22 protein-coding genes are annotated in these 21,352 nt (G+C 72.2%); 16 read left to right on the top strand and 6 right to left on the bottom strand.

Annotated elements, in window-relative coordinates; all coding sequences use genetic code 11:
- Positions 1–2 precede the first annotated feature (2 nt).
- The 9 genes from N538_RS0120065 to N538_RS0120105 all read left to right on the top strand — a co-directional run bounded on the left by N538_RS0120065 (position 3) and on the right by N538_RS0120105 (position 9,942).
- On the top strand, positions 3–917 hold the full coding sequence (locus N538_RS0120065; protein ID WP_028638780.1) for a glycosyltransferase: 915 nt from the start codon (positions 3–5) through the stop codon (positions 915–917).
- A 203-nt stretch (positions 918–1,120) separates the two neighbouring features.
- Positions 1,121–2,020: a Rossmann-like and DUF2520 domain-containing protein gene (locus N538_RS26460; protein ID WP_036571382.1), complete on the top strand. Its 900-nt coding sequence runs from the start codon at positions 1,121–1,123 to the stop codon at positions 2,018–2,020.
- The gene (gene panC / locus N538_RS0120075) at positions 2,017–2,901 is read left to right on the top strand and encodes a pantoate--beta-alanine ligase (RefSeq protein ID WP_028638781.1); all 885 of its coding nucleotides are present in this window, start codon (positions 2,017–2,019) and stop codon (positions 2,899–2,901) included. Before N538_RS26460 ends, panC begins: the two co-directional genes overlap by 4 nt.
- Positions 2,901–3,320, top strand: coding sequence for an aspartate 1-decarboxylase (gene panD, locus N538_RS0120080; protein ID WP_028638782.1), 420 nt, complete (start codon positions 2,901–2,903; stop codon positions 3,318–3,320). Before panC ends, panD begins: the two co-directional genes overlap by 1 nt.
- A gap of 9 nt (positions 3,321–3,329) precedes the next feature.
- Positions 3,330–5,036, top strand: coding sequence for an L-aspartate oxidase (locus N538_RS26465; RefSeq protein ID WP_036571384.1), 1,707 nt, complete (start codon positions 3,330–3,332; stop codon positions 5,034–5,036).
- Positions 5,033–5,908 (top strand): carboxylating nicotinate-nucleotide diphosphorylase, encoded by an 876-nt coding sequence (gene nadC / locus N538_RS0120090; protein ID WP_028638783.1) that lies wholly within the window; start codon positions 5,033–5,035, stop codon positions 5,906–5,908. The genes N538_RS26465 and nadC overlap by 4 nt, the downstream gene beginning before the upstream one ends.
- Positions 5,909–5,910: 2 nt before the next feature.
- Positions 5,911–6,684, top strand: a complete 774-nt coding sequence (locus tag N538_RS0120095) for a type III pantothenate kinase (RefSeq protein WP_028638784.1) — start codon at positions 5,911–5,913, stop codon at positions 6,682–6,684.
- A gap of 88 nt (positions 6,685–6,772) precedes the next feature.
- Positions 6,773–7,102 (top strand): histone-like nucleoid-structuring protein Lsr2, encoded by a 330-nt coding sequence (locus tag N538_RS0120100; RefSeq protein WP_028638785.1) that lies wholly within the window; start codon positions 6,773–6,775, stop codon positions 7,100–7,102.
- Positions 7,103–7,365: 263 nt separating this feature from the next.
- Positions 7,366–9,942 (top strand): ATP-dependent Clp protease ATP-binding subunit, encoded by a 2,577-nt coding sequence (locus N538_RS0120105; RefSeq protein WP_028638786.1) that lies wholly within the window; start codon positions 7,366–7,368, stop codon positions 9,940–9,942.
- Between the two features lie 50 nt (positions 9,943–9,992).
- Here N538_RS0120105 and N538_RS0120110 read toward each other — a convergent pair whose 3' ends face one another.
- Positions 9,993–10,868, bottom strand: coding sequence for an adenine glycosylase (locus N538_RS0120110; protein WP_028638787.1), 876 nt, complete (start codon positions 10,866–10,868; stop codon positions 9,993–9,995).
- A gap of 63 nt (positions 10,869–10,931) precedes the next feature.
- On the opposite strand from N538_RS0120110, the gene N538_RS0120115 reads away from it, so the two are divergent.
- Positions 10,932–11,741, top strand: coding sequence for a hypothetical protein (locus N538_RS0120115; RefSeq protein ID WP_028638788.1), 810 nt, complete (start codon positions 10,932–10,934; stop codon positions 11,739–11,741).
- A gap of 4 nt (positions 11,742–11,745) precedes the next feature.
- On the opposite strand, the gene disA is transcribed toward N538_RS0120115, so the two are convergent.
- On the bottom strand, positions 11,746–12,828 hold the full coding sequence (disA, locus tag N538_RS0120120) for a DNA integrity scanning diadenylate cyclase DisA (RefSeq protein ID WP_028638789.1): 1,083 nt from the start codon (positions 12,826–12,828) through the stop codon (positions 11,746–11,748).
- Between the two features lie 9 nt (positions 12,829–12,837).
- Positions 12,838–14,256: a DNA repair protein RadA gene (gene radA, locus N538_RS0120125; RefSeq protein WP_028638790.1), complete on the bottom strand. Its 1,419-nt coding sequence runs from the start codon at positions 14,254–14,256 to the stop codon at positions 12,838–12,840.
- 82 nt (positions 14,257–14,338) lie between these two features.
- On the opposite strand from radA, the gene N538_RS0120130 reads away from it, so the two are divergent.
- Entirely contained in the window at positions 14,339–15,367 is a 1,029-nt protein-coding gene (locus N538_RS0120130) for a LacI family DNA-binding transcriptional regulator (protein ID WP_028638791.1), read from the top strand.
- On the opposite strand, the gene N538_RS0120135 is transcribed toward N538_RS0120130, so the two are convergent.
- The 3 genes from N538_RS0120135 to N538_RS0120145 all read right to left on the bottom strand — a co-directional run bounded on the left by N538_RS0120135 (position 15,364) and on the right by N538_RS0120145 (position 17,521).
- Positions 15,364–16,056 carry a class I SAM-dependent methyltransferase gene (locus tag N538_RS0120135; RefSeq protein ID WP_028638792.1) on the bottom strand — a complete coding sequence of 231 codons (693 nt, stop codon included), beginning with the start codon at positions 16,054–16,056 and terminating at the stop codon, positions 15,364–15,366. The two genes, N538_RS0120130 and N538_RS0120135, sit on opposite strands and share 4 nt — an antisense overlap.
- Positions 16,053–16,691: a VOC family protein gene (locus N538_RS0120140; RefSeq protein ID WP_028638793.1), complete on the bottom strand. Its 639-nt coding sequence runs from the start codon at positions 16,689–16,691 to the stop codon at positions 16,053–16,055. Before N538_RS0120140 ends, N538_RS0120135 begins: the two co-directional genes overlap by 4 nt.
- A 68-nt stretch (positions 16,692–16,759) precedes the next feature.
- Positions 16,760–17,521 (bottom strand): hypothetical protein, encoded by a 762-nt coding sequence (locus N538_RS0120145; RefSeq protein ID WP_028638794.1) that lies wholly within the window; start codon positions 17,519–17,521, stop codon positions 16,760–16,762.
- Between the two features lie 33 nt (positions 17,522–17,554).
- On the opposite strand from N538_RS0120145, the gene N538_RS0120150 reads away from it, so the two are divergent.
- Genes N538_RS0120150 through N538_RS0120170 form a run of 5 tightly spaced genes read left to right on the top strand, consistent with a single transcriptional unit; the run spans position 17,555 to position 21,344 of the window.
- Positions 17,555–18,490 carry a Ppx/GppA phosphatase family protein gene (locus N538_RS0120150; RefSeq protein ID WP_028638795.1) on the top strand — a complete coding sequence of 312 codons (936 nt, stop codon included), beginning with the start codon at positions 17,555–17,557 and terminating at the stop codon, positions 18,488–18,490.
- Complete coding sequence (locus tag N538_RS0120155; protein ID WP_028638796.1) at positions 18,490–19,281, top strand: sugar phosphate isomerase/epimerase family protein; 792 nt, start codon at positions 18,490–18,492, stop codon at positions 19,279–19,281. Before N538_RS0120150 ends, N538_RS0120155 begins: the two co-directional genes overlap by 1 nt.
- Positions 19,278–19,874, top strand: coding sequence for a TetR/AcrR family transcriptional regulator (locus N538_RS0120160; RefSeq protein ID WP_028638797.1), 597 nt, complete (start codon positions 19,278–19,280; stop codon positions 19,872–19,874). The genes N538_RS0120155 and N538_RS0120160 overlap by 4 nt, the downstream gene beginning before the upstream one ends.
- 28 nt (positions 19,875–19,902) lie before the next feature.
- The gene (locus N538_RS0120165) at positions 19,903–20,616 is read left to right on the top strand and encodes an ABC transporter ATP-binding protein (RefSeq protein WP_051549472.1); all 714 of its coding nucleotides are present in this window, start codon (positions 19,903–19,905) and stop codon (positions 20,614–20,616) included.
- Entirely contained in the window at positions 20,613–21,344 is a 732-nt protein-coding gene (locus N538_RS0120170) for an ABC transporter permease (RefSeq protein ID WP_028638799.1), read from the top strand. The genes N538_RS0120165 and N538_RS0120170 overlap by 4 nt, the downstream gene beginning before the upstream one ends.
- The last annotated feature ends 8 nt before the right edge of the window (positions 21,345–21,352 follow it).

Raw genomic sequence — 21,352 nt, forward strand, 5'->3', positions numbered from 1 at the left:
CGATGACCGCACACCTCGGCGCGACCGGCCTGCAGAATCTCGAGGGCCACACGGACTTCGACATCACCTGGCCGTGGCTGCGGCCGGAGGGCCTGCGGCCGGGCTCGACCGCGGTGCTGCGCGTGAAGAACGAGGCGCCGTCGCTGCCCTTCGTCCTGCCTCCGCTGCTGCGGGCGTGCGACTTCGTGCTGCTCGTCGACAACGGCTCCGAGGACGGTACGCCGGACGTCGCGCGCGAGACGGCGGCGAGGGCGGGGCACGCCGACAAGCTGACGGTCACGTCGTACCCGTTCCCGGTGGCGCGCGCAGGCGCCGAGCACCTCGAGGTGCACGAGCTGTCCGTGCACTCGCTGTCGTACTTCTACAACTGGTGCTTCGCCCAGGTCGGCACCCGCTACTCGTGGAAGTGGGACGGCGACATGGTCCTCACCACCGAGGGCGAGGTCACGATCGCGGACCTCGGCTGGCAGGTCGGGGACGTGCAGACGATCATCCGGGTGCCGCGGCACGGGCTGTACCTCGCGAGCGGGTCGAAGGGCTACCTCGACCTCGGCTGGCGCAACGCCGAGGAGTGGGGCTTCCCGATCGGTCCGGACTTCGTCTACACGAAGGCCTTCGAGTGGGAGATCCGGACCACGCCCGAGGGCGTCCGCTCGGTCGGGCTGCCGCACGGGATGTGCGTGGAGCTGAAGTACCTCGACGGCGAGGAGTTCGCGCACTGGACCGACCCGGAGTCGTTCGCGACGTCCTGGCGCAACCGCCGCAAGCGCCGCGAGTGGGAGGTCTTCCACGCGCTCAAGGACGGCGTCGTGCTGCCCGGCGTGCACGAGATCACCGCGCCGCCCGGCGTGCACATCGTGGACCACGTCACCCACGACTGGCTGCCGCGCGCACCGCGACCCCTCGACGTCGGCTGAGTCCCACCAGTCCCGACGTGTCGGCTACGTCACGTGCACACGCGGTTACGTAGGTCTGGACCGGGGCGTAGATTCGGCATCGCCGGGGAAGAACGACCCCGACACACCACCAGACGAGCACACCGTCCGGTACCCACACCGGCTCCGAACCGCAGACGCGGAGAGGGGTGGTCGGAGGGACTGGAACGAAAGGTTCGACACCCATGACGCATCGGATCGGCGTTGTCGGCGCGGGACGCGTCGGCGCTGTCCTGGCCGCCGCCCTCCAGTCCGCCGGCCACACGGTCGTGGCCGCCGCCGGCGAGTCGGACGCCTCGCGCTTCCGCATCGCCGACCTGCTGCCGGGCGTGGCCCACGCGAAGCCGACCGACGTCGCCCGCGCGTGCGACCTCCTGCTCCTGACCGTCCCCGACGACATGCTCGCGAACGTCGTCACGGTGCTCAGCGACAGCGGTGCCATCCGGCCGGGCCAGTACGTCGTGCACACCTCCGGTCGGCACGGTCTGGCCGTCCTCGAGCCCGCCCGCCGCATCGGCGCGCACGTCGTGGCGATGCACCCCGCGATGACCTTCACCGGCACCGCCATCGACCTGGACCGGCTGGCTGGCTGCGTCTTCGGCCTGACCGCGGCCGACGCGGAGCGCGCGTTCGCGGAGGGGCTGGTCGCGGACCTCGGTGGCCGCTCTATGTGGGTGCCCGAGGAGATGCGCACGCTCTACCACGCGGGTCTCGCGCACGGGGCGAACCACCTGGTCACGCTGGTGACGCAGGCGATGGAGCTGCTGGCCGCTGCCGGCGCCGACGACCCCGCCGGCACCCTGCGCCCGCTGCTGACCGCCGCTCTCGACAACGCCCTCGACCAAGGCGACTCCGCGCTCACCGGCCCGATCGTCCGCGGTGACGTGAACACCGTCCGGGCCCACCTCGCCGACATCGCGGCGAACGCGCCCCACACAATGCCGTCGTACGTCGCCCTCGCCCGCGACACCCTCGACCGGGTGGTCACCGACGGCCGGGTCCTCCCGATCCGCGCGGCCGCGATCCGCCGGGTCGTCGACGACGCCGAACGCACCGCCCAGCTCCAGGCCGCGCGACGCCGATGAGCTCGGGCCCCGCCCTCGCGAGCACGCGCGAGGAGCTCGCCACGCTGCTCGCGGACGCCCGCGGGCCGGTCGGCTTCGTGCCGACGATGGGGGCCCTGCACGAAGGGCACGCCAGCCTGCTGCGGGTCGCCCGGGAGCACATCGGCGGCGGACCCCTCGTCGTGTCGATCTTCGTGAACCCCCTGCAGTTCGGGCCGACGGAGGACCTGGACCGCTACCCACGCACGCTCGACGCCGACCTGGAGATCTGCGCGCGCGAGGGTGTGGACGTCGTGTTCGTCCCCAGCGTCGACGAGGTCTACCCGGGCGGAGAGCCTCAGGTCACGATCCAGCCCGGCCCGCTCGCGAAGGTGCTCGAGGGCAGGACCCGGCCCGGCCACTTCCGCGGCGTGCTGACCGTGATCGCCAAGCTGTTCGGGCTGGTGCGGCCCGAGGTCGCGGTCTTCGGGCAGAAGGACTACCAGCAGCTCGCGCTGATCCGCCGGATGGTGGTCGACCTCAACATGGGCGTGGAGGTCGTCGGCGCCGAGACCGTGCGCGAGGAGGACGGGCTCGCGCTGTCCAGCCGCAACCGGTACCTCGATCCCGACCAGCGCGCGCAGGCCGCGACCCTGAGCCGGGTGCTGCGCGCCGCCCAGGACGCGGCGGAGTACGGCGCCGCGAGCGCCCTCGCCGCCGCCCGTGCCGAGCTGCGGGCCGCCCAGGGGGTCGACCTCGACTACCTGGTGGTCACCGACCCGGACCTGGGCGCGCTGCCCGACGACGTACCTCCCGGGACCGAGGCCCGCGCGCTCATCGCCGCCCGCGTCGGTAGCACCCGGCTGATCGACAACATGCCGCTCGTGCTCGGGCGAGCAACCGCACCCCCGAAGGACTCCTGATGCTGCGCACCATGATGAAGAGCAAGATCCACCGGGCCACGGTCACCCAGGCCGACCTGCACTACGTCGGCTCGGTCACCGTCGACGAGGACCTCCTCGATGCCGCCGACCTGCTGCCGGGCGAGCTCGTGCACATCGTCGACATCACCAACGGTGCCCGCCTCGAGACCTACACGATCGCCGGCGAGCGCGGCTCGGGCGTGATCGGGATCAACGGCGCCGCGGCCCGGCTCGTGCACCCCGGCGACCTCGTGATCCTCATCGGCTACGGCCAGCTGGAGACCGCCGAGGCAAGGGAGCTGAAGCCGCACGTGGTGTTCGTGGACGCGGACAACAAGATCCTGGCGACCGGCTACGACCCGGCCGAGGCCGTCGCAGGGACCGGCCTGGTCCGTGGTGACCAGCCGGCCCAGCGGTAGCCTGCGGCAATGTCCTCAGCGTCCACCGCTCCGGTACGCCGCGTGCCCGGTCGCCTGGTCGCGCCGGAGCCCGGCTGGACCACCACCGCCGACGTCGTCGTCGTCGGCTCCGGCATCGCCGGGCTGACCGCCGCTCTGCGGCTTCGCGGCCAGGTCGAGAAGATCCTCGTCGTCACCAAGGACGTGCTGGCCGCCGGCTCCACCCAGTGGGCGCAGGGCGGCATCGCCGCCGCGCTCGGCCCCGGCGACACTCCCGCCGAGCACGAGGAGGACACCCTCGTGGCGGGTGCCGGTGCCTGCGACCGCGAGGCCGTGCGGGTGCTGGTCACCGAGGGACCGGACGCCGTGCGCGAGCTGATCGCCCTGGGCACCAACTTCGACCACGACCCGGACGGCGAGCTCTCGCTGACCCGGGAGGGCGGCCACCACCGGGACCGGATCGCGCACGCCGGCGGCGACGCCACCGGCGCGGAGATCCAGCGCGCGCTGATCGCCGCGATCGAGCAGGCACCCGAGATCGAGGTGGTCCAGCACGCACTGGCCGTCGACCTGCTGCTCGCCGGCGACGGCGGCGTCGCGGGCCTGACCCTGCACGTGATGGGGGAGGGTCAGCGAGACGGCGTCGGCGCCGTCCGCTGCCGGGCGGTGGTGCTCGCGAGCGGTGGCCTGGGCCAGGTGTTCTCCCAGACCACGAACCCGGTCGTCTCCACCGGAGACGGCATGGCGGTCGCCCTGCGGGCGGGCGCGGTGCTGCGCGACCTCGAGTTCGTGCAGTTCCACCCGACGGTGATGTACCTCGGCCCCGACTCCCACGGCCAGCAGCCGCTGATCTCCGAGGCGGTGCGGGGCGAGGGCGCCTTCCTGGTGGACTTCGAGGGCCACCGCTTCATGCAGGGCGAGCACGAGCTCGCCGACCTCGCCCCGCGCGACGTGGTCGCGAAGGCGATCATGCGGCGGATGATCGAGACCGGACAGCCGCACATGTGGCTCGACGCCCGCCAGCTCGGTCTCCCGGCGAGCGAAGCGAGGCGCGCCGGTGATCGAGTAGGCGGCGAGGAACGAGCCGCCGTATCGAGATTCTGGGAGCGCCGGTTCCCGACGATCCTCGCCACCTGCCGGCGGTACGGCATCGACCCGGTGACCGACCTGATCCCGGTGGCGCCCGCGTGCCACTACGCGTCCGGCGGCGTCCGCACGGACCTGTGGGGCCGCAGCAACGTCCCGGGCCTGTACGCGACCGGCGAGGTCGCCTGCTCGGGCGTGCACGGTGCGAACCGGCTGGCCTCCAACTCGCTGCTCGAGGGGCTGGTGTTCTCCCGCCGGATCGCGCAGGTGCTGCCCGGCGAGCTCCGGGCGCTGCAGCCGCCCGCACCGGACACCCGCACCCCGGGCCTGGTGCCGGGCACGCTCCGGCGCGACCTGCAGGAGGTGATGACCTCGCGCGTCGGCGTGCTGCGCAACGCCGAGGGCCTCGTCGACGCCACGAGCCTGCTGGACAAGCTGGCCGGGACGAGCGCCGACGTCGTCGACCAGGACTCGTGGGAGACCACCAACCTGCTGACGATCAGCACCGCGCTCGCGGACGCCGCCGCACTGCGCGAGGAGACCCGCGGCTCGCACTGGCGCGAGGACTTCCCCGAGCGCGACGACCTGCACTTCGCCGGACACTTCGACGCGGTCATGGCCGACGGCGCGACCACATTGGAGCTCCGGTGACCTCGCCGTACGACGACGAGCTGGCCGCGTCCGGCCTCGACCCGGAGGCGGTGCTCGCCCAGGTCCGGTCCGCGCTCGCGGAGGACCTGCCGCGCGAGGACGTGACGAGCGTGGCGACCATCTCCGCCGACGCCCACGGCTGCGGGGTGTTCGCCGCCCGCGAGCCGGGTGTGGTCGCCGGTCTGGGCGTCGCGGCCCTGGTCTTCCATGCCGTCATGGGCGAGAGCGTCGAGGTCACGGACCGGGTGCCGGACGGCACCAGGGTGGAGCCCGGCGACGTCGTGATGCGCGTGTCCGGCCCGACCCGCGGGTTGCTCACCGCCGAGCGCACCGCGCTCAACTACGCCAGCCACCTCTCCGGCGTCGCGACCGCCACGTCGCACTGGGTGGAGGCGCTGGCCGGGACCAGCGCGCGGGTGCTGGACACCCGCAAGACCCTGCCGACGTTCCGCGCGCTGCAGAAGTACGCCGTGCGCTGCGGTGGCGGCGTGAACCACCGCTTCAGCCTCAGCGACCGGGCGATGGTCAAGGACAACCACGTCGTCGCCGCCGGCGGAGTGGTGCCGGCGTACGAGGCCGTGCGCGCGGCGTACCCCGACCTGCGCGTCGAGGTCGAGGTCACCGACCTCGACCAGCTGCGCGAGCTGCTCGACGCCGGCTGCACCGAGATCCTGCTCGACAACATGGACACCGCCACGATGGCCGAGGCGGTGCGTTTCACGGCCGGCCGGGCCACCCTCGAGGCCTCCGGCGGGCTCACCATCGAGCGGGCCCGTGAGGTCGCCCAAACCGGCGTGGACTTCATCTCGGTCGGCGCGCTCACCCACTCGGTGAAGGTCTTCGACCTCGGACTCGACCTCTCCGAGGGCTGACGATGGCCCTGCTCGCCGCCGACATCGGCAACAGCCACACGCTCCTGGGCCTGCTCGCCGACGGCGAGGTCACCGCTGACTGGCGGGTGGCGACCGACGAGCGGCGCACCTCGGACGAGTGGGCGGTGCTGCTCCGGGGCCTCCTCGGCACCGGCCTCGACGAGGTAGACGGGATCGCGGTCTGCGCGACCGTCCCGGCGGTGCTGCACGAGTGGCGGGACATGCTGGCGCGGCACTTCGCCGACGTGCCCTGCCTGGTGGTCGAGCCGGGGGTCCGGACCGGCATTCCGGTGCTCATGGACAACCCGCGCGAGGTCGGCACCGACCGGATCATCAATGCGCTCGCCGCGGTCCACGAATACGGCGGGCCGGCGATCGTCGTCGACTTCGGCGGCACCGCGACCACGTTCGACGTGGTCAATGCCAAAGGACAGTACGTCGGCGGCGCGATCTCGCCGGGAATCGAGATCTCCCTCGAGGCGCTCGGTCGACGCGGCGCCCAGCTGCGCAAGGTGGAATTGCAGCGACCGCGCACCGTGATTGCGAAGAACACCGTCGAGGCACTCCAGTCGGGAATGGTTTTCGGCGTGGCCAGCCAGGTGGAGGGCATCGTCGCCCGGATGACGGCAGAGCTGGGCGAGCAGCCATCCAGGGTGCAGGTGATCGCGACCGGTTATCTCGCCGGCCTGGTTCTCGACGAATGCACCTGCTTCACCCACCACGCACCGTGGCTGACGTTGCGCGGGCTCGAGCTGGCATTCACCCGCAATAGGTGATGGCGCACACCCCGAAATGGGAAAAGTATTCGTCTTGTGGGAGCATGGGAAATAGTCCAATACCTATTCCCACAGTGAGGTCTAAGAAATGGCCCAGAAGGTCAACATTGTTCTCGTCGACGATATCGACGGGAGTGAGGCGACGGAGACCGTCTCCTTCGGTCTCGACGGCACGACCTACGAGATCGACCTGAACGAGAAGAACGCGGCGAAGCTGCGCGACTCGCTCTCCGGCTACATCGGCCACGGCCGCAAGGTGGGTGCGGCCCCGCGCCGGGGGCGACGCTCCGCAGCTGCCGCGGCGAACGGACCCAGCGCCCGGGAGATCCGGGACTGGGCGCGCTCCAACGGCCACGACGTCCCCGACCGGGGCCGGGTGTCGGCCGACGTACGGGCGGCGTACGACAACGCGCATTGATCACGCCCCCGCGACGGGGTGTCGAGACCCAGCAAGACGACACCCAGCAAGACGACACAGGGCGGTGACCACGCTGGTCACCGCCCTGTTCCGTCCCACCGGGTCTCGACGCGCCCGTCAGGGCTTCGCGTGCGTCGCTCACGCGCTGCTGCTGCCCCCGTGTTCGCTCTCAGCGGACTGACTGGGCTGCGATCGGGGAACGCGTAGGCTGTCCGTGGGGTTGGAGTCCACGTAGCCCCACCGAAGCTTCAGGAGCGATGCGCATGTTCGAGCGGTTCACTGACCGAGCCCGCCGGGTGGTCGTGCTGGCCCAGGAAGAGGCCCGCATGCTCTCCCACAACTACATCGGGACCGAGCACATCCTGCTCGGCCTCATCCACGAGGGCGAGGGCGTCGCCGCGAAGGCGCTGGAGAGCCTCGACATCTCGCTCGAGGCGGTGCGCGCGCAGGTCGAGGAGATCATCGGCCAGGGCCAGCAGGCGCCCAGCGGCCACATCCCCTTCACGCCGCGCGCCAAGAAGGTGCTCGAGCTGTCCCTGCGCGAGGCGCTGCAGCTCGGCCACTCCTACATCGGCACCGAGCACATCCTGCTGGGACTGATCCGCGAGGGCGAGGGCGTCGCCGCCCAGGTGCTGCAGAAGCTCGGCGCGGACCTGAACCGCGTCCGGCAGCAGGTCATCCAGCTGCTCTCCGGCTTCCAGGGCAAGGAGTCCTCGGGTCCCGGCGCGACCACGGGCTCGTCGTCCAGCGACGCGCCGTCGTCCTCGCTGGTGCTCGACCAGTTCGGTCGCAACCTCACCCAGGACGCCCGCGAGGGCAAGCTGGACCCGGTCATCGGCCGGGAGCAGGAGATCGAGCGGGTCATGCAGATCCTGTCCCGCCGTACGAAGAACAACCCGGTGCTGATCGGCGAGCCCGGCGTCGGCAAGACGACGATCGTCGAGGGCCTGGCCCAGGACATCGTCAAGGGCAACGTGCCCGAGACGCTCAAGGACAAGCAGATCTACACCCTCGACCTCGGTGCGCTGGTCGCGGGCTCGCGCTACCGCGGTGACTTCGAGGAGCGCCTGAAGAAGGTGCTGAAGGAGATCCGCACCCGCGGCGACATCGTGCTCTTCATCGACGAGATCCACACGCTCGTCGGCGCGGGCGCGGCCGAGGGCGCGATCGACGCCGCGAGCATCCTCAAGCCGATGCTGGCTCGCGGCGAGCTCCAGACGATCGGTGCGACCACGCTGGACGAGTACCGCAAGTACCTCGAGAAGGACGCCGCGCTCGAGCGCCGGTTCCAGCCGATCCAGGTCGCCGAGCCCTCGATCGCGCACACCATCGAGATGCTCAAGGGCCTGCGCGACCGCTACGAGGCGCACCACCGCGTGACGATCACCGACGAGGCACTCGTCTCGGCGGCGACCCTCGCCGACCGCTACATCTCCGACCGGTTCCTGCCGGACAAGGCCATCGACCTGATCGACGAGGCCGGCTCGCGGCTGCGGATCCGCCGGATGACGGCGCCCGCGGACCTGCGCGAGTACGACGACAAGATCAGCGAGGTGCGCCAGCGCAAGGAGGCCGCCATCGACGGCCAGGACTTCGAGGCGGCCGCCCGGCTGCGCGACGAGGAGAAGCAGCTGATCCTCAAGAAGTCCGAGCGCGAGCGCCAGTGGCGCGCGGGCGACATGGACGAGGTCGCTGAGGTCGACGAGGAGCTGATCGCCGAGGTGCTCGCCGTGGCGACCGGCATCCCGATCGTGAAGCTCTCCGAGGAGGAGTCGACCCGGCTGCTCAAGATGGAGGACGAGCTCCACAAGCGCGTCATCGGCCAGGACGAGGCCGTCAAGGCCCTGTCGCGGGCGATCCGGCGTACCCGTGCCGGCCTGAAGGACCCGAAGCGCCCCGGCGGCTCGTTCATCTTCGCCGGCCCCTCCGGCGTCGGGAAGACGTGGCTGTCCAAGACGCTCGCCGAGTTCCTCTTCGGCGACGAGGACTCCCTGATCCAGCTCGACATGTCGGAGTTCGGCGAGAAGCACACCGTCTCGCGGCTCTTCGGCTCGCCTCCGGGCTACGTGGGCTACGAGGAGGGCGGCCAGCTCACCGAGAAGGTGCGCCGCAAGCCGTTCTCGGTCGTGCTGTTCGACGAGGTGGAGAAGGCCCACCCGGACATCTTCAACAGCCTGCTGCAGATCCTGGAGGAGGGTCGCCTGACCGACTCCCAGGGCCGGGTGGTCGACTTCAAGAACACCGTCATCATCATGACCACCAACCTCGGCACCCGCGACATCGCCAAGGGCATCAACCTCGGCTTCCAGCAGTCCGGTGACGCGGCCGGCTCCTACGACCGGATGAAGGCCAAGGTGTCGGAGGAGCTCAAGCAGCACTTCCGCCCCGAGTTCCTCAACCGCGTCGACGAGATCATCGTGTTCCCGCCGCTGTCGCAGCAGCAGATCGTCGCGATGGTGGACAACATGATCGCCTCGGTCGAGCTGCGGATGCGCGACCGCGACATGCGGATCGAGCTGACGCAGGCGGCGAAGAACCTGCTCGCCGAGCGGGGCTTCGACCCGGTCCTGGGCGCCCGCCCGTTGCGCCGGACGATCCAGCGCGAGATCGAGGACGTGCTCGCCGAGAAGATGCTGTACGGCGAGGTCGGCCCCGGCCAGATCGTGCTGGTCGACGTCGAGGGCGAGGGCCCGACCGCGTCGTTCTCGTTCCACGGCCAGAAGGTCGGCGAGCTGCCGGATCTGCCGCCGTTCGAGACCGCCGAGGTCACCAGCGGTGACGTGGTGGCCGAGGGACCGGACGACTCCGACAGCGGGTCGGACGTCCCCCGCGCCGAGTGATCCACGCCGAGTCGGCGCAGTCTCAGCTGAGACTGCGCCGACTCGGCATTTCAGGGGAGCGCGTAGGTGTCCGGACCGACGTGCACGACCAGGCCGTCCTCGACGAGTGAGGCCAGGCAGCGCACCCGCTGCGCCTCCTCGGTCCACGCGGCATCCAGCCGCGACCGGTGCACCGGCCCGGCGCTGTCGCGCAGCACGGCGAGCAGCCGGCCCCGGCACTGGCGGTCGGTGCCGGCCCACGTCTGCACCTTGCGCGGCGGCCCGTCGTACGCCGGGTAGCCGGCCGCCCGCCAGGCACACAGGTCGCGCACCGGGCAGGCGTCGCAGCGCGGGTTGCCCGCGGTGCAGACGAGCGCGCCCAGCTCCATCAGCGCCACCGACCAGGTCGGTGCGTCCTCCTCGGGCAGCAGCTCCAGCGCGACCTCGCGCTCGGCCCTCGTGACCGCCACTGACGGGAGCTCGACGCCCTGCACCGTGCGGGCCAGCACCCGCCGCACGTTGGTGTCCAGCACGACGTGGCGCCGGCCGTGCGCGAACGACGCGATCGCGGCCGCGGTGTAGTCGCCGATGCCGGGCAGCGCCCGCAGGTCGTCGTACGCCGCGGGCACCTCGCCGCCGTGCCGCTCGACGATCGCGCCGGCCGCGGCGTGCAGCCGCAGCGCCCGGCGCGGGTAGCCCAGCCGGCCCCACGCGCGCACGGCCTCACCGCTCGGCTCGGCCGCCAGCGCGGCCGGCGTCGGCCAGCGCGCCAGCCACTGCTCGTGCACGGGCAGCACCCGGGCGACCGGGGTCTGCTGGAGCATGAACTCGGAGACCATCACCGACCACGGCGACGCCCGGGGGCCGCGCCACGGCAGGTCGCGCGCGTGCTCGCCGTACCAGCGCAGCACCGGACCGTGGAGCCGGCTGCTCGGTGAGGGGTTCATCGGCGCCCATCCTGCCCGGTGTGGCACCACCATCCGGGGCCGGGCGCTGACTAGCGTTCGACCATGCCGCCGCTGACCCGAGGACCGCTCCCCGCGAGGGTCTACTGGACGCGCCGGCTGCTCGTCCTCGGTACTGCGCTTGCGCTGGTCTTCGGCATCGGCCGGCTGCTCATCAGCGGCAGCGACGGAGCGTCCGGCGAGGACGCCGCAGCTCAGGTCGCCGCCGACACGACGCCCACGACGACCCCGTCCGACACCACCCTCACGACCGCCGTCACACCGTCCGGCACGAACCACCGGACGAGCACACCGGACCCGACGCCCACGCTGGCCGTGCCGGAGGGGGAGTGCGCCGGGACCGACATCGCCGTCACGCCGAAGGTCACCAACGCGGTCGGTGGCCGTCCGGTGCGGATCGTGCTGCAGCTGCGCACCCTCGAGACACCGGCCTGCACCTGGCGGATCGACCGCGACGCGGTCACCGTCAACATCACCTCCGGCAAGGACCAGATCTGGTCCAGCCGCCAGTGCCCGCGCGCGATCCCGGTGAGCGACGTCGTCGTGCGCCAGGCGGTCACGACGAACGTCGCACTCACCTGGAGCGCCCGGCGCTCCGACGACGCGTGCTCGAAGTTCACCGACTGGGCCGGCCTGGGCTGGTACCACGTCACCGCGGCCGCGCTCGGCGGCGAGCCGTCCGACGTGCAGTTCGAGCTGAAGGCGCCCACGGCGACCACCATCACCAGGACCGCCCAGCCGACGCAGAGCCCCAGCAACGGGCCCAGCAACCGGCCCAGCAACCAGCCCAGCAGCCGGCCGAGCAACACGGCGAGCGGCCGGCCTCTCACCAGCCCATCGGGCCACCCGGACTGACCGGTTAGACGTACCGCTCGAGGATCGTGGACTCCGCGAGGCGGGACAGGCCCTCGCGCACGCTGCGAGCGCGCAGCTCGCCGACGCCCTCGACCGCCTGGAGGTCGTCGACGCCGGCGGACAGCAGCTTCTGGAGCGTGCCGAAGTGGTCGACCAGCCGGTCGACGACGGTGCTGGGCAGCCGCGGCACCTTGGCCAGCAGCCGGTAGCCGCGCGGGGCGACCGCACCGTCGAGGTGCTCGCCGGTGCCGAGGCCGAGTGCCCGCGCCGCGGCGGCCGGGTCGACGAGCTCGGTCGACGACAGCGACTCGAGCCGGTTGAGCAGCGCCTCGGGGCTCTTGGTCCGACGGCCGGCCGGCAGGTAGTCGCGGATCACCAGCTCGCGCTCGGTGTCGACCCCGGTCACCAGCTCCTCGAGCTGGAGCGAGAGCAGCCGCCCGTCGGTGCCGAGCTCGAGCACGTAGTCCTCGATCTCGACGGCGATCCGGGTGACCATCTCGAGCCGCTGGGCCACGACCGCGACGTCGCGGACCGTGACGAGGTCCTCGATCTCCAGCGCGGACAGGGTGCTGGACACCTCGTCGAGGCGCAGCTTGTACCGCTCCAGGGTCGCCAGCGCCTGGTTCGCGCGCGAGAGGATCTGGCCGGAGTCCTCGAGCACGTGGCGGGTCTCGCCGACGTACGCCGCGATGATCTGCATCGACTGCGACACCGAGATGACCGGGTAGCCGGTCTGCCGTGCCACCCGGTCGGCGGTGCGGTGCCGGGTGCCGGTCTCCTCGGAGGGGATCGTGTGGTCGGGCATCAGGTGCACGGCCGCCCGGCTGATCCGGGTGACGTCCTTGTCGAGGATGATCGCGCCGTCCATCTTGGCCAGCTCGCGCAGGCCGGTGGCGGTGAACGGCACGTCGAGCGTGAAGCCGCCGGTGGAGATCGACTCGACGAGCTTGTCGTGGCCGAGGACGATCAGCGCACCGGTGCGGCCGCGGAGGATCCGCTCGAGCCCGTCGCGCAGGGGAGTGCCGGGCGCGATGGTGGCGAGCGTGGCGCGCAGGCGCAGCTGCTCGTCCGAGCGGTCGGTGGGCACGCGAGGAGTCTAGAGGTCTTCGACGGGTCGCGGACGCTGGACGTCCGTGGTGAGCAGCTGCAGCAGCCGCAGCGCCGAGCCGACGTCGGGAACGTCGAGCACCCGCATGCCGTCGACCATCCACGACTCCGGCGACCGGGCCGCGGGACGCCCGGGCTCGGTCGGCACCACCGCGAGCTGGAACCCCAGCCGGGCCGCCTCGGCGAGTCGCTGCGGCAGGTCCCGGACCCGGCGCAGCTCGCCGGACAGCCCGATCTCGCCCATCGCCACCACGCCCCGCGGCGGGGGTACCCCGCGGCTCGCCGACGTCAGCGCGACCGCGACCGCGAGGTCGCTCGCCGGCTCGACCACGCGGGCACCGCCAACCGTCGAGGCGAACACGTCGAGCGTGTGCAGCCGGACGCCGCAGTGCTGCTGGAGCACCGCCATCACCATCGCGACCCGGGAGGAGTCGAGCCCGGAGGTCGTACGGCGGGGTCGCTCCGCGGCGCTGTGCGTCACCAGGGCCTGCACCTCGGCGAGCAGCGGCCGCCGGCCCTCCATCGTCACCGCGACGCAGGTGCCGGGCACCTGGGCGTGGTGGTTCTCCACGAACAGCCCGGTCGGGTCGGTGACCGCGTTGATGCCCTCGGTGCCGAGGTCGAAGCAGCCGACCTCGTCGACGGGGCCGAACCGGTTCTTCATCGCACGCACCATCCGGAACCGCGAGTCCCGGTGGCCCTCGAAGTGCAGCACCACGTCGACGACGTGCTCGAGCACCCGCGGGCCGGCGATCGAGCCGTCCTTGGTGACGTGGCCGACCAGCACGGTGGTGATGTTGCGGGTCTTGGCCACCCGCACCAGCGCGGCCGCGACCTCCTTGACCTGGCTCACGCCGCCGGGGACGCCGTCCACGCCGGGGGCGCCGATCGTCTGCACCGAGTCCACGACGATCAGCGTCGGCCGCACCTCCTCGATGTGGGTGAGGACCGCGCCGAGGTCGGTCTCGGCGGCGAGGTAGAGCTCGTCGTGCACCCCGCCGGTGCGGTCCGCCCGGAGCCGCACCTGCGACGCCGACTCCTCGCCGGTGACGTAGAGCGTGCGGCGCTGGTAGCGCGCGGTCTGGGCCGCGACCTCCAGCAGCAGCGTGCTCTTGCCGACGCCGGGCTCGCCGGCGAGCAGGATCACCGCACCCGGCACCAGGCCGCCGCCGAGGACCCGATCGAGCTCGGGCACGCCGCTGGTCCGGAAGGTCGAGTCCTCCACCGACACCTGGCCGATCGGGACCGCAGGGCGGGTGACCGGCGTGGCGGCCGTGCGTCCCGCCGGCGCGGCGGCGGCCTCGGCCACCGAGCCCCACGCCTGGCACTCGCTGCAGCGGCCGACCCACTTCGAGGTCTCCCATCCGCACTCGGAGCATCGGAAGGCGGGACGGGCGGTCTTCGGCATGGCGGACACGCTAGGCGGCCGCGCCGACAGCGGGTTCTGTGGTCTCATTGGATCGATCAAGGTCGCGTGGAGAGGAGGGCGGGTGTCCAGGAGCACCGGTCGGCTCGCCACGCCCCCGACGCTCGCCGACGTCGCCGAGCTCGCCGGCGTCTCCCGCCAGACGGTGTCGAACGCCGTCAACAACCCGGACCTGCTGCGCGCCGACACCCTGGCCCGGGTCCTCGAGGCGATCGACGAGCTGGGCTACTCGCCGAACCGCGCCGCCCGCAACCTGCGCACCCGCGCGTCGCACCTGATCGGGATGCGGATCAGCGCGGCGCAGGAGGGCACCGCCAACGCCACCATGGACCGGTTCGTGCACTCGCTGGTGGAGACCTCACGGGAGGCGGGCTACCACGTGCTGCTGTTCGCGGGCGCCCACGAGGACCCCCTCACCGGGTACGACGACCTGCTCCGCTCGACCGCGGTCGACGCCTTCGTCGTCACCGACACCTACCTCGGCAACCCGCAGGCGACCTGGCTCCAGCAGCAGCGGGCGCCGTTCGTGGCGTTCGGCCGGCCGTGGGACAACCCCACCGCCGAGCACGCGTGGGTCGATGTCGACGGTGCGGCCGGCACCGACCTCGCGACCAGCCACCTGATCGAGCGCGGCCACCACCGGATCGCCTGGATCGGCTGGCGCAAGGACTCCTTCATCGGCGAGGACCGCCGCTCCGGCTGGAGCCGGGCCATGCACGCGCGCGGCCTGTCGACCACCGGGCTCGCCTCCCGTGTCGAGGACACCATCGCCAGCGGCCGGGAGGCCAGTGCCGTGCTGCTCGACGAGGCTCAGCCCTCGGCGTTCGTGTGCGCCTCGGACACGCTGGCGATGGGGGTGCTGCACACCCTGCGTGACCGGGACATGGAGGCCGGCCGCGAGATCTGCGTCATCGGCTTCGACGACTCCCAGGTCTCCCAGGTCGTGCCGCCCGGGCTCACCTCCGTCCGCCAGCCCTTGGAGCAGGTCGCGATCGAGATCGTGAAGGCGCTGGAGGGGATGCTCGCGCACCCGCCCGTCGTCGGCCCCGGCGTGATGCTGACGCCGACGCTGGCCGTGCGTGGCAGCAGCTAGTAGCGCCGCCACCAGAGGTTGACCGCGTAGTCGACCTCGGTGCCCTCGTGGGACGCGAGCACCTCGTCGGCCACCTCGCGGCTGAACTCGATGCGGACGACGCTCTCGAGGTCGGCCCGCGACGAGAAGGCCCACCGCATGTCGACGGGCGTGCGCGTCCAGCCGTGCGTCGACCAGAACCGCTCGACAGCACCGGGGTCGACCTCGGGGTACCCCCGGCGGAACCACGCCCCGAACGTCGTGCGGGTCGGGTCGTTGTCGATCACGAACGCCGTGCCGCCCCGGCGTACGACCCGGTCGAGCTCGGCCAGACCGGGCTCGCAGCCGGGGCCGAAGAAGTACGCCCACCGGGCGTGCGCGACGTCGACCGACGCGTCCGGGACCGGCAGTGACTGGGCCGTGCCCTGCACGACGGACACGTTCGGCAGCCGCCGGGTACGCCGGCGGGCCAGCGCGACCAGGTCGCCGTGCGGCTCGACGCCGACCACCGACGAGGCGGTGGAGGCGAACCGGGGCAGGTGGAAGCCGGTGCCGCAGCCGACGTCGAGCACCGCGCGCCGGTCCCACGGGGAGACCGCCCGCATCGCCGCCTCGATGGCCCGATCCGGGTCGACCGCGCGGTTCTCGAGCTCGTAGGTCGACGTGTGGTGCCAGATGTTGGGGCTCGGCCGAGCCCCGGGGTCGATCAAAGACGCACGAGGCCGCTGGGCGTCTGGAACTGCGCGGCGAGGATGCCCGGGGTGCCGTTCGGGGCGACCCACTCCACCTTCACGTCCTCCAGCGGCGCCTCGACGGTCTCGCCGAGCCACTCGCTGACCCGGTGCGGGTCGCCGGCGATCTCCAGGCAGGCCAGCGAGTACGCCGGGTCCGCGCCCGCGCTCGGGTGCATCTCCGCGGGGCTCTGCCACTGGATGAAGAACGGCAGCTGCGGGTCGGCGATCAGGCCGTTGACGCCGATCTGCTTCCACACCAGCTCGCTGCCGTCGGGGCGGTGCCGGTTGCCCTTCGCGGCCTCACGGCCCAGCCGCTGCTCGGCGACCGAGATGTCGTCGACCGCGACGACCCAGCCGAGCCAGCCGCCGCCGAGGAGGGACCGGGCGCGCACGGCCTGGCCGAACGGGGCCTTGTCCGACGCGGGGTGGTCCAGCACCTCGACGATCTCGAGGTAGGTGTTGCCGGCGAGCGGCAGGATCATGTTGCGGGTGCCGAAACGAGGGTGGACACCACCGTCGACGAAGTCCTTGCCGAGCAGACCCCCGATGCGCTGGGCAGTGCTGGCGAGGCCATCCGGTCCTGCTGCGAAAGAGAGATGGTCCAGGCGCATGCGACGATTCTCGGCGTTCTCTCAGGAACGCCGGACACCGGGGTCCCGGTCTCTTGACGTCGAGAGGTCTAGGCCGGATCGGCCGGATGCAGGGCGAGCGCCGACCGCGACCGCAGGTGCGCCTCGCAGTGCCGCACCAGCTCGGCGTACGCCGCCGCGCCCATCAGCTCGGTCAGCTCGGGCGCGTTGGTGACGTAGAGCGGCTCGACGTTGACGTGCGCCTCGGTGTTGCCGGAGCAGTACCAGTCGAGGTCGTGACCGCCCGGTCCCCACCCGCGCCGGTCGTACTCGCCGATCGTCACCTCGGTGTACGTCGTGCCGTCCTGCCGGCTGACCTCGCGGAAGGTACGCCGGATCGGCAGCTGCCAGCAGACGTCCGGCTTGGTCTCGAGGGGGTTCTTGCCGAGCACGAACGCCAGTGCGTGCAGGGCGCAGCCCGCGCCGTTCTTGAAGTCCGGGCGGTTGTGGAACACGCATGCCTGCTGGCCGTCGACGGTGATGGTGAGCGTCTTGCGCTCGCCCTCGTCGTCGACCTCGATCCAGTCCTGCTTGCGCACCTTGCCGGCCGGCTTGTGCTGCCAGAGCTCGTCGTCGAGCATCCCGACGTACGCCGCGACCCGCTTCTCGTCGTCCTTGTCGGCGAAGTGGGCGCCGAGCGTGCAGCAGCCGACGTCAGGGGCGTCCGCGTAGATGCCGGGGCAGCCCTGGCCGAAGATGCACATGTACGACGACGTCAGCCAGGTGAGGTCGCACTTCAACACCTCGGTCTCGTCGGCGGGGTTGACGAACTCGACGAACGCACGGGGGAACACCAGGTCGACTTCGGGCACGGGGAAACCCTACGTGCCTAGTAGCGTGGAGCCATGCGTCTGGGCGTGCTCGACATCGGGTCCAACACCGGACACCTGCTCGTGGTGGACGCCCACCGCGGCGCCGCGCCGCTCCCGGCCTACTCCTACAAGCAGCCGCTGCGCCTCGCCGAGCACCTCGACGGGACCGGCGCGGTGACCGCTGCCGGCATCGACGCGCTGGCCGAGTTCACCGCCCAGGCACTGCGCGTCGCGGAGGACAAGGGCAGCGAGGACATGCTGGCGTTCGCCACCTCGGCGGTGCGGGACGCGGTCAACAGCGAGGCCGTGCTGGCCCGGGTCCGCGAGCGGACCGGACAGGAGATCGCCGTGCTGTCGGGCGAGGACGAGGCGCGGCTGACGTTCCTCGCCGTCCGCCGGTGGTGCGGCTGGTCCGCGGGCCGGCTGTCGGTGTTCGACATCGGCGGCGGCTCCCTGGAGATCGCCGGGGGCGCGGACGAGGAGCCGGACGTCGCCTGGTCGCTGCCGCTGGGTGCGGCGCGGCTGGCCCGGCAGCACTTCGCCGGCGGTGTCCCCGAGGAGGACGACGTCCGGCAGATGCGCAAGGGGATCCGCGCCGAGATCGCCCGCGACGCGGGCCGGCTGCTGCGCGCCGGGACCCCCGACCGCGCGGCCGCGACGTCGAAGACGTTCCGCTCGCTCGCCCGGATCTGCGGCGCGGCGCCCTCGGCCGACGGGCCGCTCGTGGCGCGCTGGCTGCAGCTCGCGACCCTCACCGAGTGGATCCCGAAGCTGGTCGCGATGACGCCGGGCGAGCTCGCCGGGCTGCCGGGTGTCTCGCCGAGCCGCAGCCACCAGGTGGTGCCCGGGGCGCTGGTCGCGGAGGCGGTGATGGACATCTTCGACCTGTCCGAGCTGGAGATCTGCCCGTGGGCGCTCCGCGAGGGTGTGATCCTCGAGCGGCTCGACCAGATCACGGCCGGACTCTGATGGCGCCGCGCATCGGCCTGTCGACGGTCTCGGTCTACCCGGAGTCGTCAGCGCACGCGTTCGGGTACGCCGCCTCGCTCGGGTACGACGCCGTCGAGGTGATGGTCGGCATCGACGCGCTCAGCCAGCAGACCTCCGCGGTGAAGCAGCTCGCCGAGCACCACGGCGTCCCGATCAGCGCCGTGCACGCGCCGTGCCTGCTGTTCACGCAGCGGGTCTGGGGCACCGAGCCGTGGGGCAAGCTGGAGCGCTCCGCCGAGATGGCGCAGGCCGTCGGGGCGGAGGTCGTCGTCGTCCACCCGCCGTTCCGCTGGCAGAAGACGTACGCCGCCGGGTTCGTCGAGGGCATCGCAGCCCTGGAGACGTCGACCGGCATCGCGTTCGCCGTCGAGAACATGTATCCGTGGCGGGCCTCGACCAGGCGCGGCATGGAGATGTACCTGCCCGGCTGGGACCCCTCCGAGGAGCCCTACGCCAACACCACCATCGACCTGTCGCACGCCGCGATCGCGCAGTCCGACCCGATCCTGATGGCCAGGCGGCTCGGCGACCGGCTGCGGCACATCCACCTGACCGACGGCACCGGCTCGGCCAAGGACGAGCACCTCGTGCCCGGGCGCGGCTCGATGGGCGCCGCACCGTTCCTGCGGCACCTGGCCAAGGTGGGGTTCGCCGGCGAGATCGTCGTCGAGATCAACACCCGCAAGTGCCGTGACGTGGTCGAGCGCGAGGCGGACCTGCGGGAGTCGCTCGAGTTCGCGCGCGAGCACCTCACGGTGGCGACCCCGTGACGTCCGCGGCGCCGCGTCGCGGCCGCCGCCCCGGGGCGCCCGACACGCGCGCCGCGATCCTGGCCGCCGCCCGATCGTCGTTCGCCGCCCATGGGTATGCCGCCACGACCGTCCGGTCCGTCGCCGCCGCCGCCGGTGTCGACGCGGCGCTCGTGCACCACTACTTCGGCACCAAGGACGACCTGTTCGTCGCGGCGCTCGAGCTGCCGGTCGACCCGCGCGCCGCGCTGGCGGGGGCGGCCGCCGAGGGCCCGGACGGTGCCGGGGAGCGGATGCTGCGGGTCTTCCTCTCGGTCTGGGACGACCCGGAGCTCCGGCTGCCGCTGCTGGGACTGGCCCGGGGGATGCTCGAGCCCTCGGGCCACCGGCTGCTGACCGACGGCTTCCTCCCGGCCGTGCTCCAGCCGGTCGGCGTCGCGCTGGGCATCGAGCGCCCCGACGTCCGGATGCCCCTGGTCGCCAGCCAGGTCATCGGGCTGATCCTGGTGCGCTACCTGCTCGAGGTGGAGCCGGTCGCGTCGATGCCCCCGGAGGACGTCGTCGCGATCTACGCCCCCACCCTCCAGCGCTACCTCACCGGGCCCTTGCCCTAGGGGTCCGCGCCGGAGCACAATTCATCGCATGGTGAAAAACGCGGTGGAGATCCACGACCTGCACGTCGTACGCGGGAGGCGCACCGTGCTCGAGCACCTCGACATCACCGTCGGGGCTGGTGTCACCGGGCTCCTCGGACCGTCCGGCTGCGGCAAGTCCACGCTGATGCGCTGCCTGGTCGGGGTCCAGCAGGTCGCGGGAGGCGCCGTCTCCGTCTTCGGCGACCCCGCCGGCAGCAGCCGGCTGCGGGACCGGGTCGGCTACGTCACCCAGGCCTCGAGCGTCTACGACGACCTCACCGTCGACGAGAACCTCCGCTTCTTCGCCCGCGTGCTCGGCGTCGACCCGGCCCACGTGGACCGCGCGGTCGACGCCGTCGACCTCGACGACCACCGTGACCAGGTCGTCGGGCGGCTCAGCGGCGGGCAGCGCAGCCGGGCGAGCCTCGCCGTCGCGCTCCTGGGCGAGCCCGACCTGCTCGTCCTCGACGAGCCGACCGTCGGGCTCGACCCTGTGCTCCGCGCGGACCTCTGGCGGCTCTTCCACGACCTCGCCGACCGGGGCACCGCCGTGTTCGTCTCCAGCCACGTGATGGACGAGGCCGAGCGCTGCGACCGGCTGCTGCTGATGCGCGAGGGCCGGATCATCGCCGACGGCACGCCGACGGAGATCAAGGAGAAGGCCGGCGCCGGCAACATCGAGGACGCGTTCCTCGCGATCGTCAGGGGGGCGGCCGCGTGAACCCACGCATCCTGTTCGCCATCGCCGGCCGGGTGCTGGTCCAGCTGCGCCGCGACCGGCGCACCCTCGCGCTCCTGCTGGTGCTGCCCTGCGTCCTGATCACCTTGCTGTGGTGGATGTTCAAGGACACGCCGGTCTTCGACGCGGTCGGTCCCGCGCTGCTGGCGATGTTCCCGTTCATCGTGATGTTCCTCGTGACCAGCGTGACCACGCTGCGCGAGCGCAGCAGCGGCACCCTCGAGCGGCTGCTCGCGATGCCGATGGGCAAGCTGGACTTCCTGCTCGGGTACGGCGTCGCGTTCGGGGTGGTCGCGGCCGTGCAGTCCGCGCTCGCAGTCGCGCTCAGCGTCGGCTTCCTGGGCCTCGACGTGCAGGGCCCGGTCTGGCTGCTCACCGTCGTCGCCGTCGTCGACGCGGTGCTCGGCTCCGCGCTCGGGCTGTTCGTGAGTGCGTTCGCCCAGACCGAGTTCCAGGCGGTCCAGTTCATGCCGGCGCTGGTGATCCCGCAGATCCTGCTCTGCGGGCTGTTCATCCCCCGCGACCAGCTGCCCGCCACCCTGGAGGCGGTCAGCAACGTGCTGCCGCTCAGCTACGCGGTCGACGCGATGCAGACCCTCACCAGCACCACCGCCACCGCGGACGTCTGGCAGGACCTCGCGGTGGTGGCGGGGTTCGCCCTGGCCGGCCTCGCGCTGGGGGCGGCCACGCTGCGCCGGCGTACCCCCTGAAATCGGAG

The sequence above is a fragment of the Nocardioides sp. URHA0032 genome, from assembly GCF_000620645.1.
In the GTDB taxonomy this organism is placed as follows: domain Bacteria; phylum Actinomycetota; class Actinomycetes; order Propionibacteriales; family Nocardioidaceae; genus Nocardioides.

What these genes read in the sequence shown, in the direction of transcription:
- N538_RS0120065 (WP_028638780.1), top strand. Translation starts at nt 3, where the DNA reads ATGACCGCACACCTCGGCGCGACCGGCCTGCAGAATCTCGAGGGCCAC.
- N538_RS26460 (WP_036571382.1), top strand. Translation starts at nt 1,121, where the DNA reads ATGACGCATCGGATCGGCGTTGTCGGCGCGGGACGCGTCGGCGCTGTC.
- panC (WP_028638781.1), top strand. Translation starts at nt 2,017, where the DNA reads ATGAGCTCGGGCCCCGCCCTCGCGAGCACGCGCGAGGAGCTCGCCACG.
- panD (WP_028638782.1), top strand. Translation starts at nt 2,901, where the DNA reads ATGCTGCGCACCATGATGAAGAGCAAGATCCACCGGGCCACGGTCACC.
- N538_RS26465 (WP_036571384.1), top strand. Translation starts at nt 3,330, where the DNA reads ATGTCCTCAGCGTCCACCGCTCCGGTACGCCGCGTGCCCGGTCGCCTG.
- N538_RS0120095 (WP_028638784.1), top strand. Translation starts at nt 5,911, where the DNA reads ATGGCCCTGCTCGCCGCCGACATCGGCAACAGCCACACGCTCCTGGGC.
- N538_RS0120100 (WP_028638785.1), top strand. Translation starts at nt 6,773, where the DNA reads ATGGCCCAGAAGGTCAACATTGTTCTCGTCGACGATATCGACGGGAGT.
- N538_RS0120105 (WP_028638786.1), top strand. Translation starts at nt 7,366, where the DNA reads ATGTTCGAGCGGTTCACTGACCGAGCCCGCCGGGTGGTCGTGCTGGCC.
- N538_RS0120110 (WP_028638787.1), bottom strand. Translation starts at nt 10,868, where the DNA reads ATGAACCCCTCACCGAGCAGCCGGCTCCACGGTCCGGTGCTGCGCTGG.
- N538_RS0120115 (WP_028638788.1), top strand. Translation starts at nt 10,932, where the DNA reads ATGCCGCCGCTGACCCGAGGACCGCTCCCCGCGAGGGTCTACTGGACG.
- radA (WP_028638790.1), bottom strand. Translation starts at nt 14,256, where the DNA reads ATGCCGAAGACCGCCCGTCCCGCCTTCCGATGCTCCGAGTGCGGATGG.
- N538_RS0120140 (WP_028638793.1), bottom strand. Translation starts at nt 16,691, where the DNA reads ATGCGCCTGGACCATCTCTCTTTCGCAGCAGGACCGGATGGCCTCGCC.
- N538_RS0120150 (WP_028638795.1), top strand. Translation starts at nt 17,555, where the DNA reads ATGCGTCTGGGCGTGCTCGACATCGGGTCCAACACCGGACACCTGCTC.
- N538_RS0120155 (WP_028638796.1), top strand. Translation starts at nt 18,490, where the DNA reads ATGGCGCCGCGCATCGGCCTGTCGACGGTCTCGGTCTACCCGGAGTCG.
- N538_RS0120165 (WP_051549472.1), top strand. Translation starts at nt 19,903, where the DNA reads ATGGTGAAAAACGCGGTGGAGATCCACGACCTGCACGTCGTACGCGGG.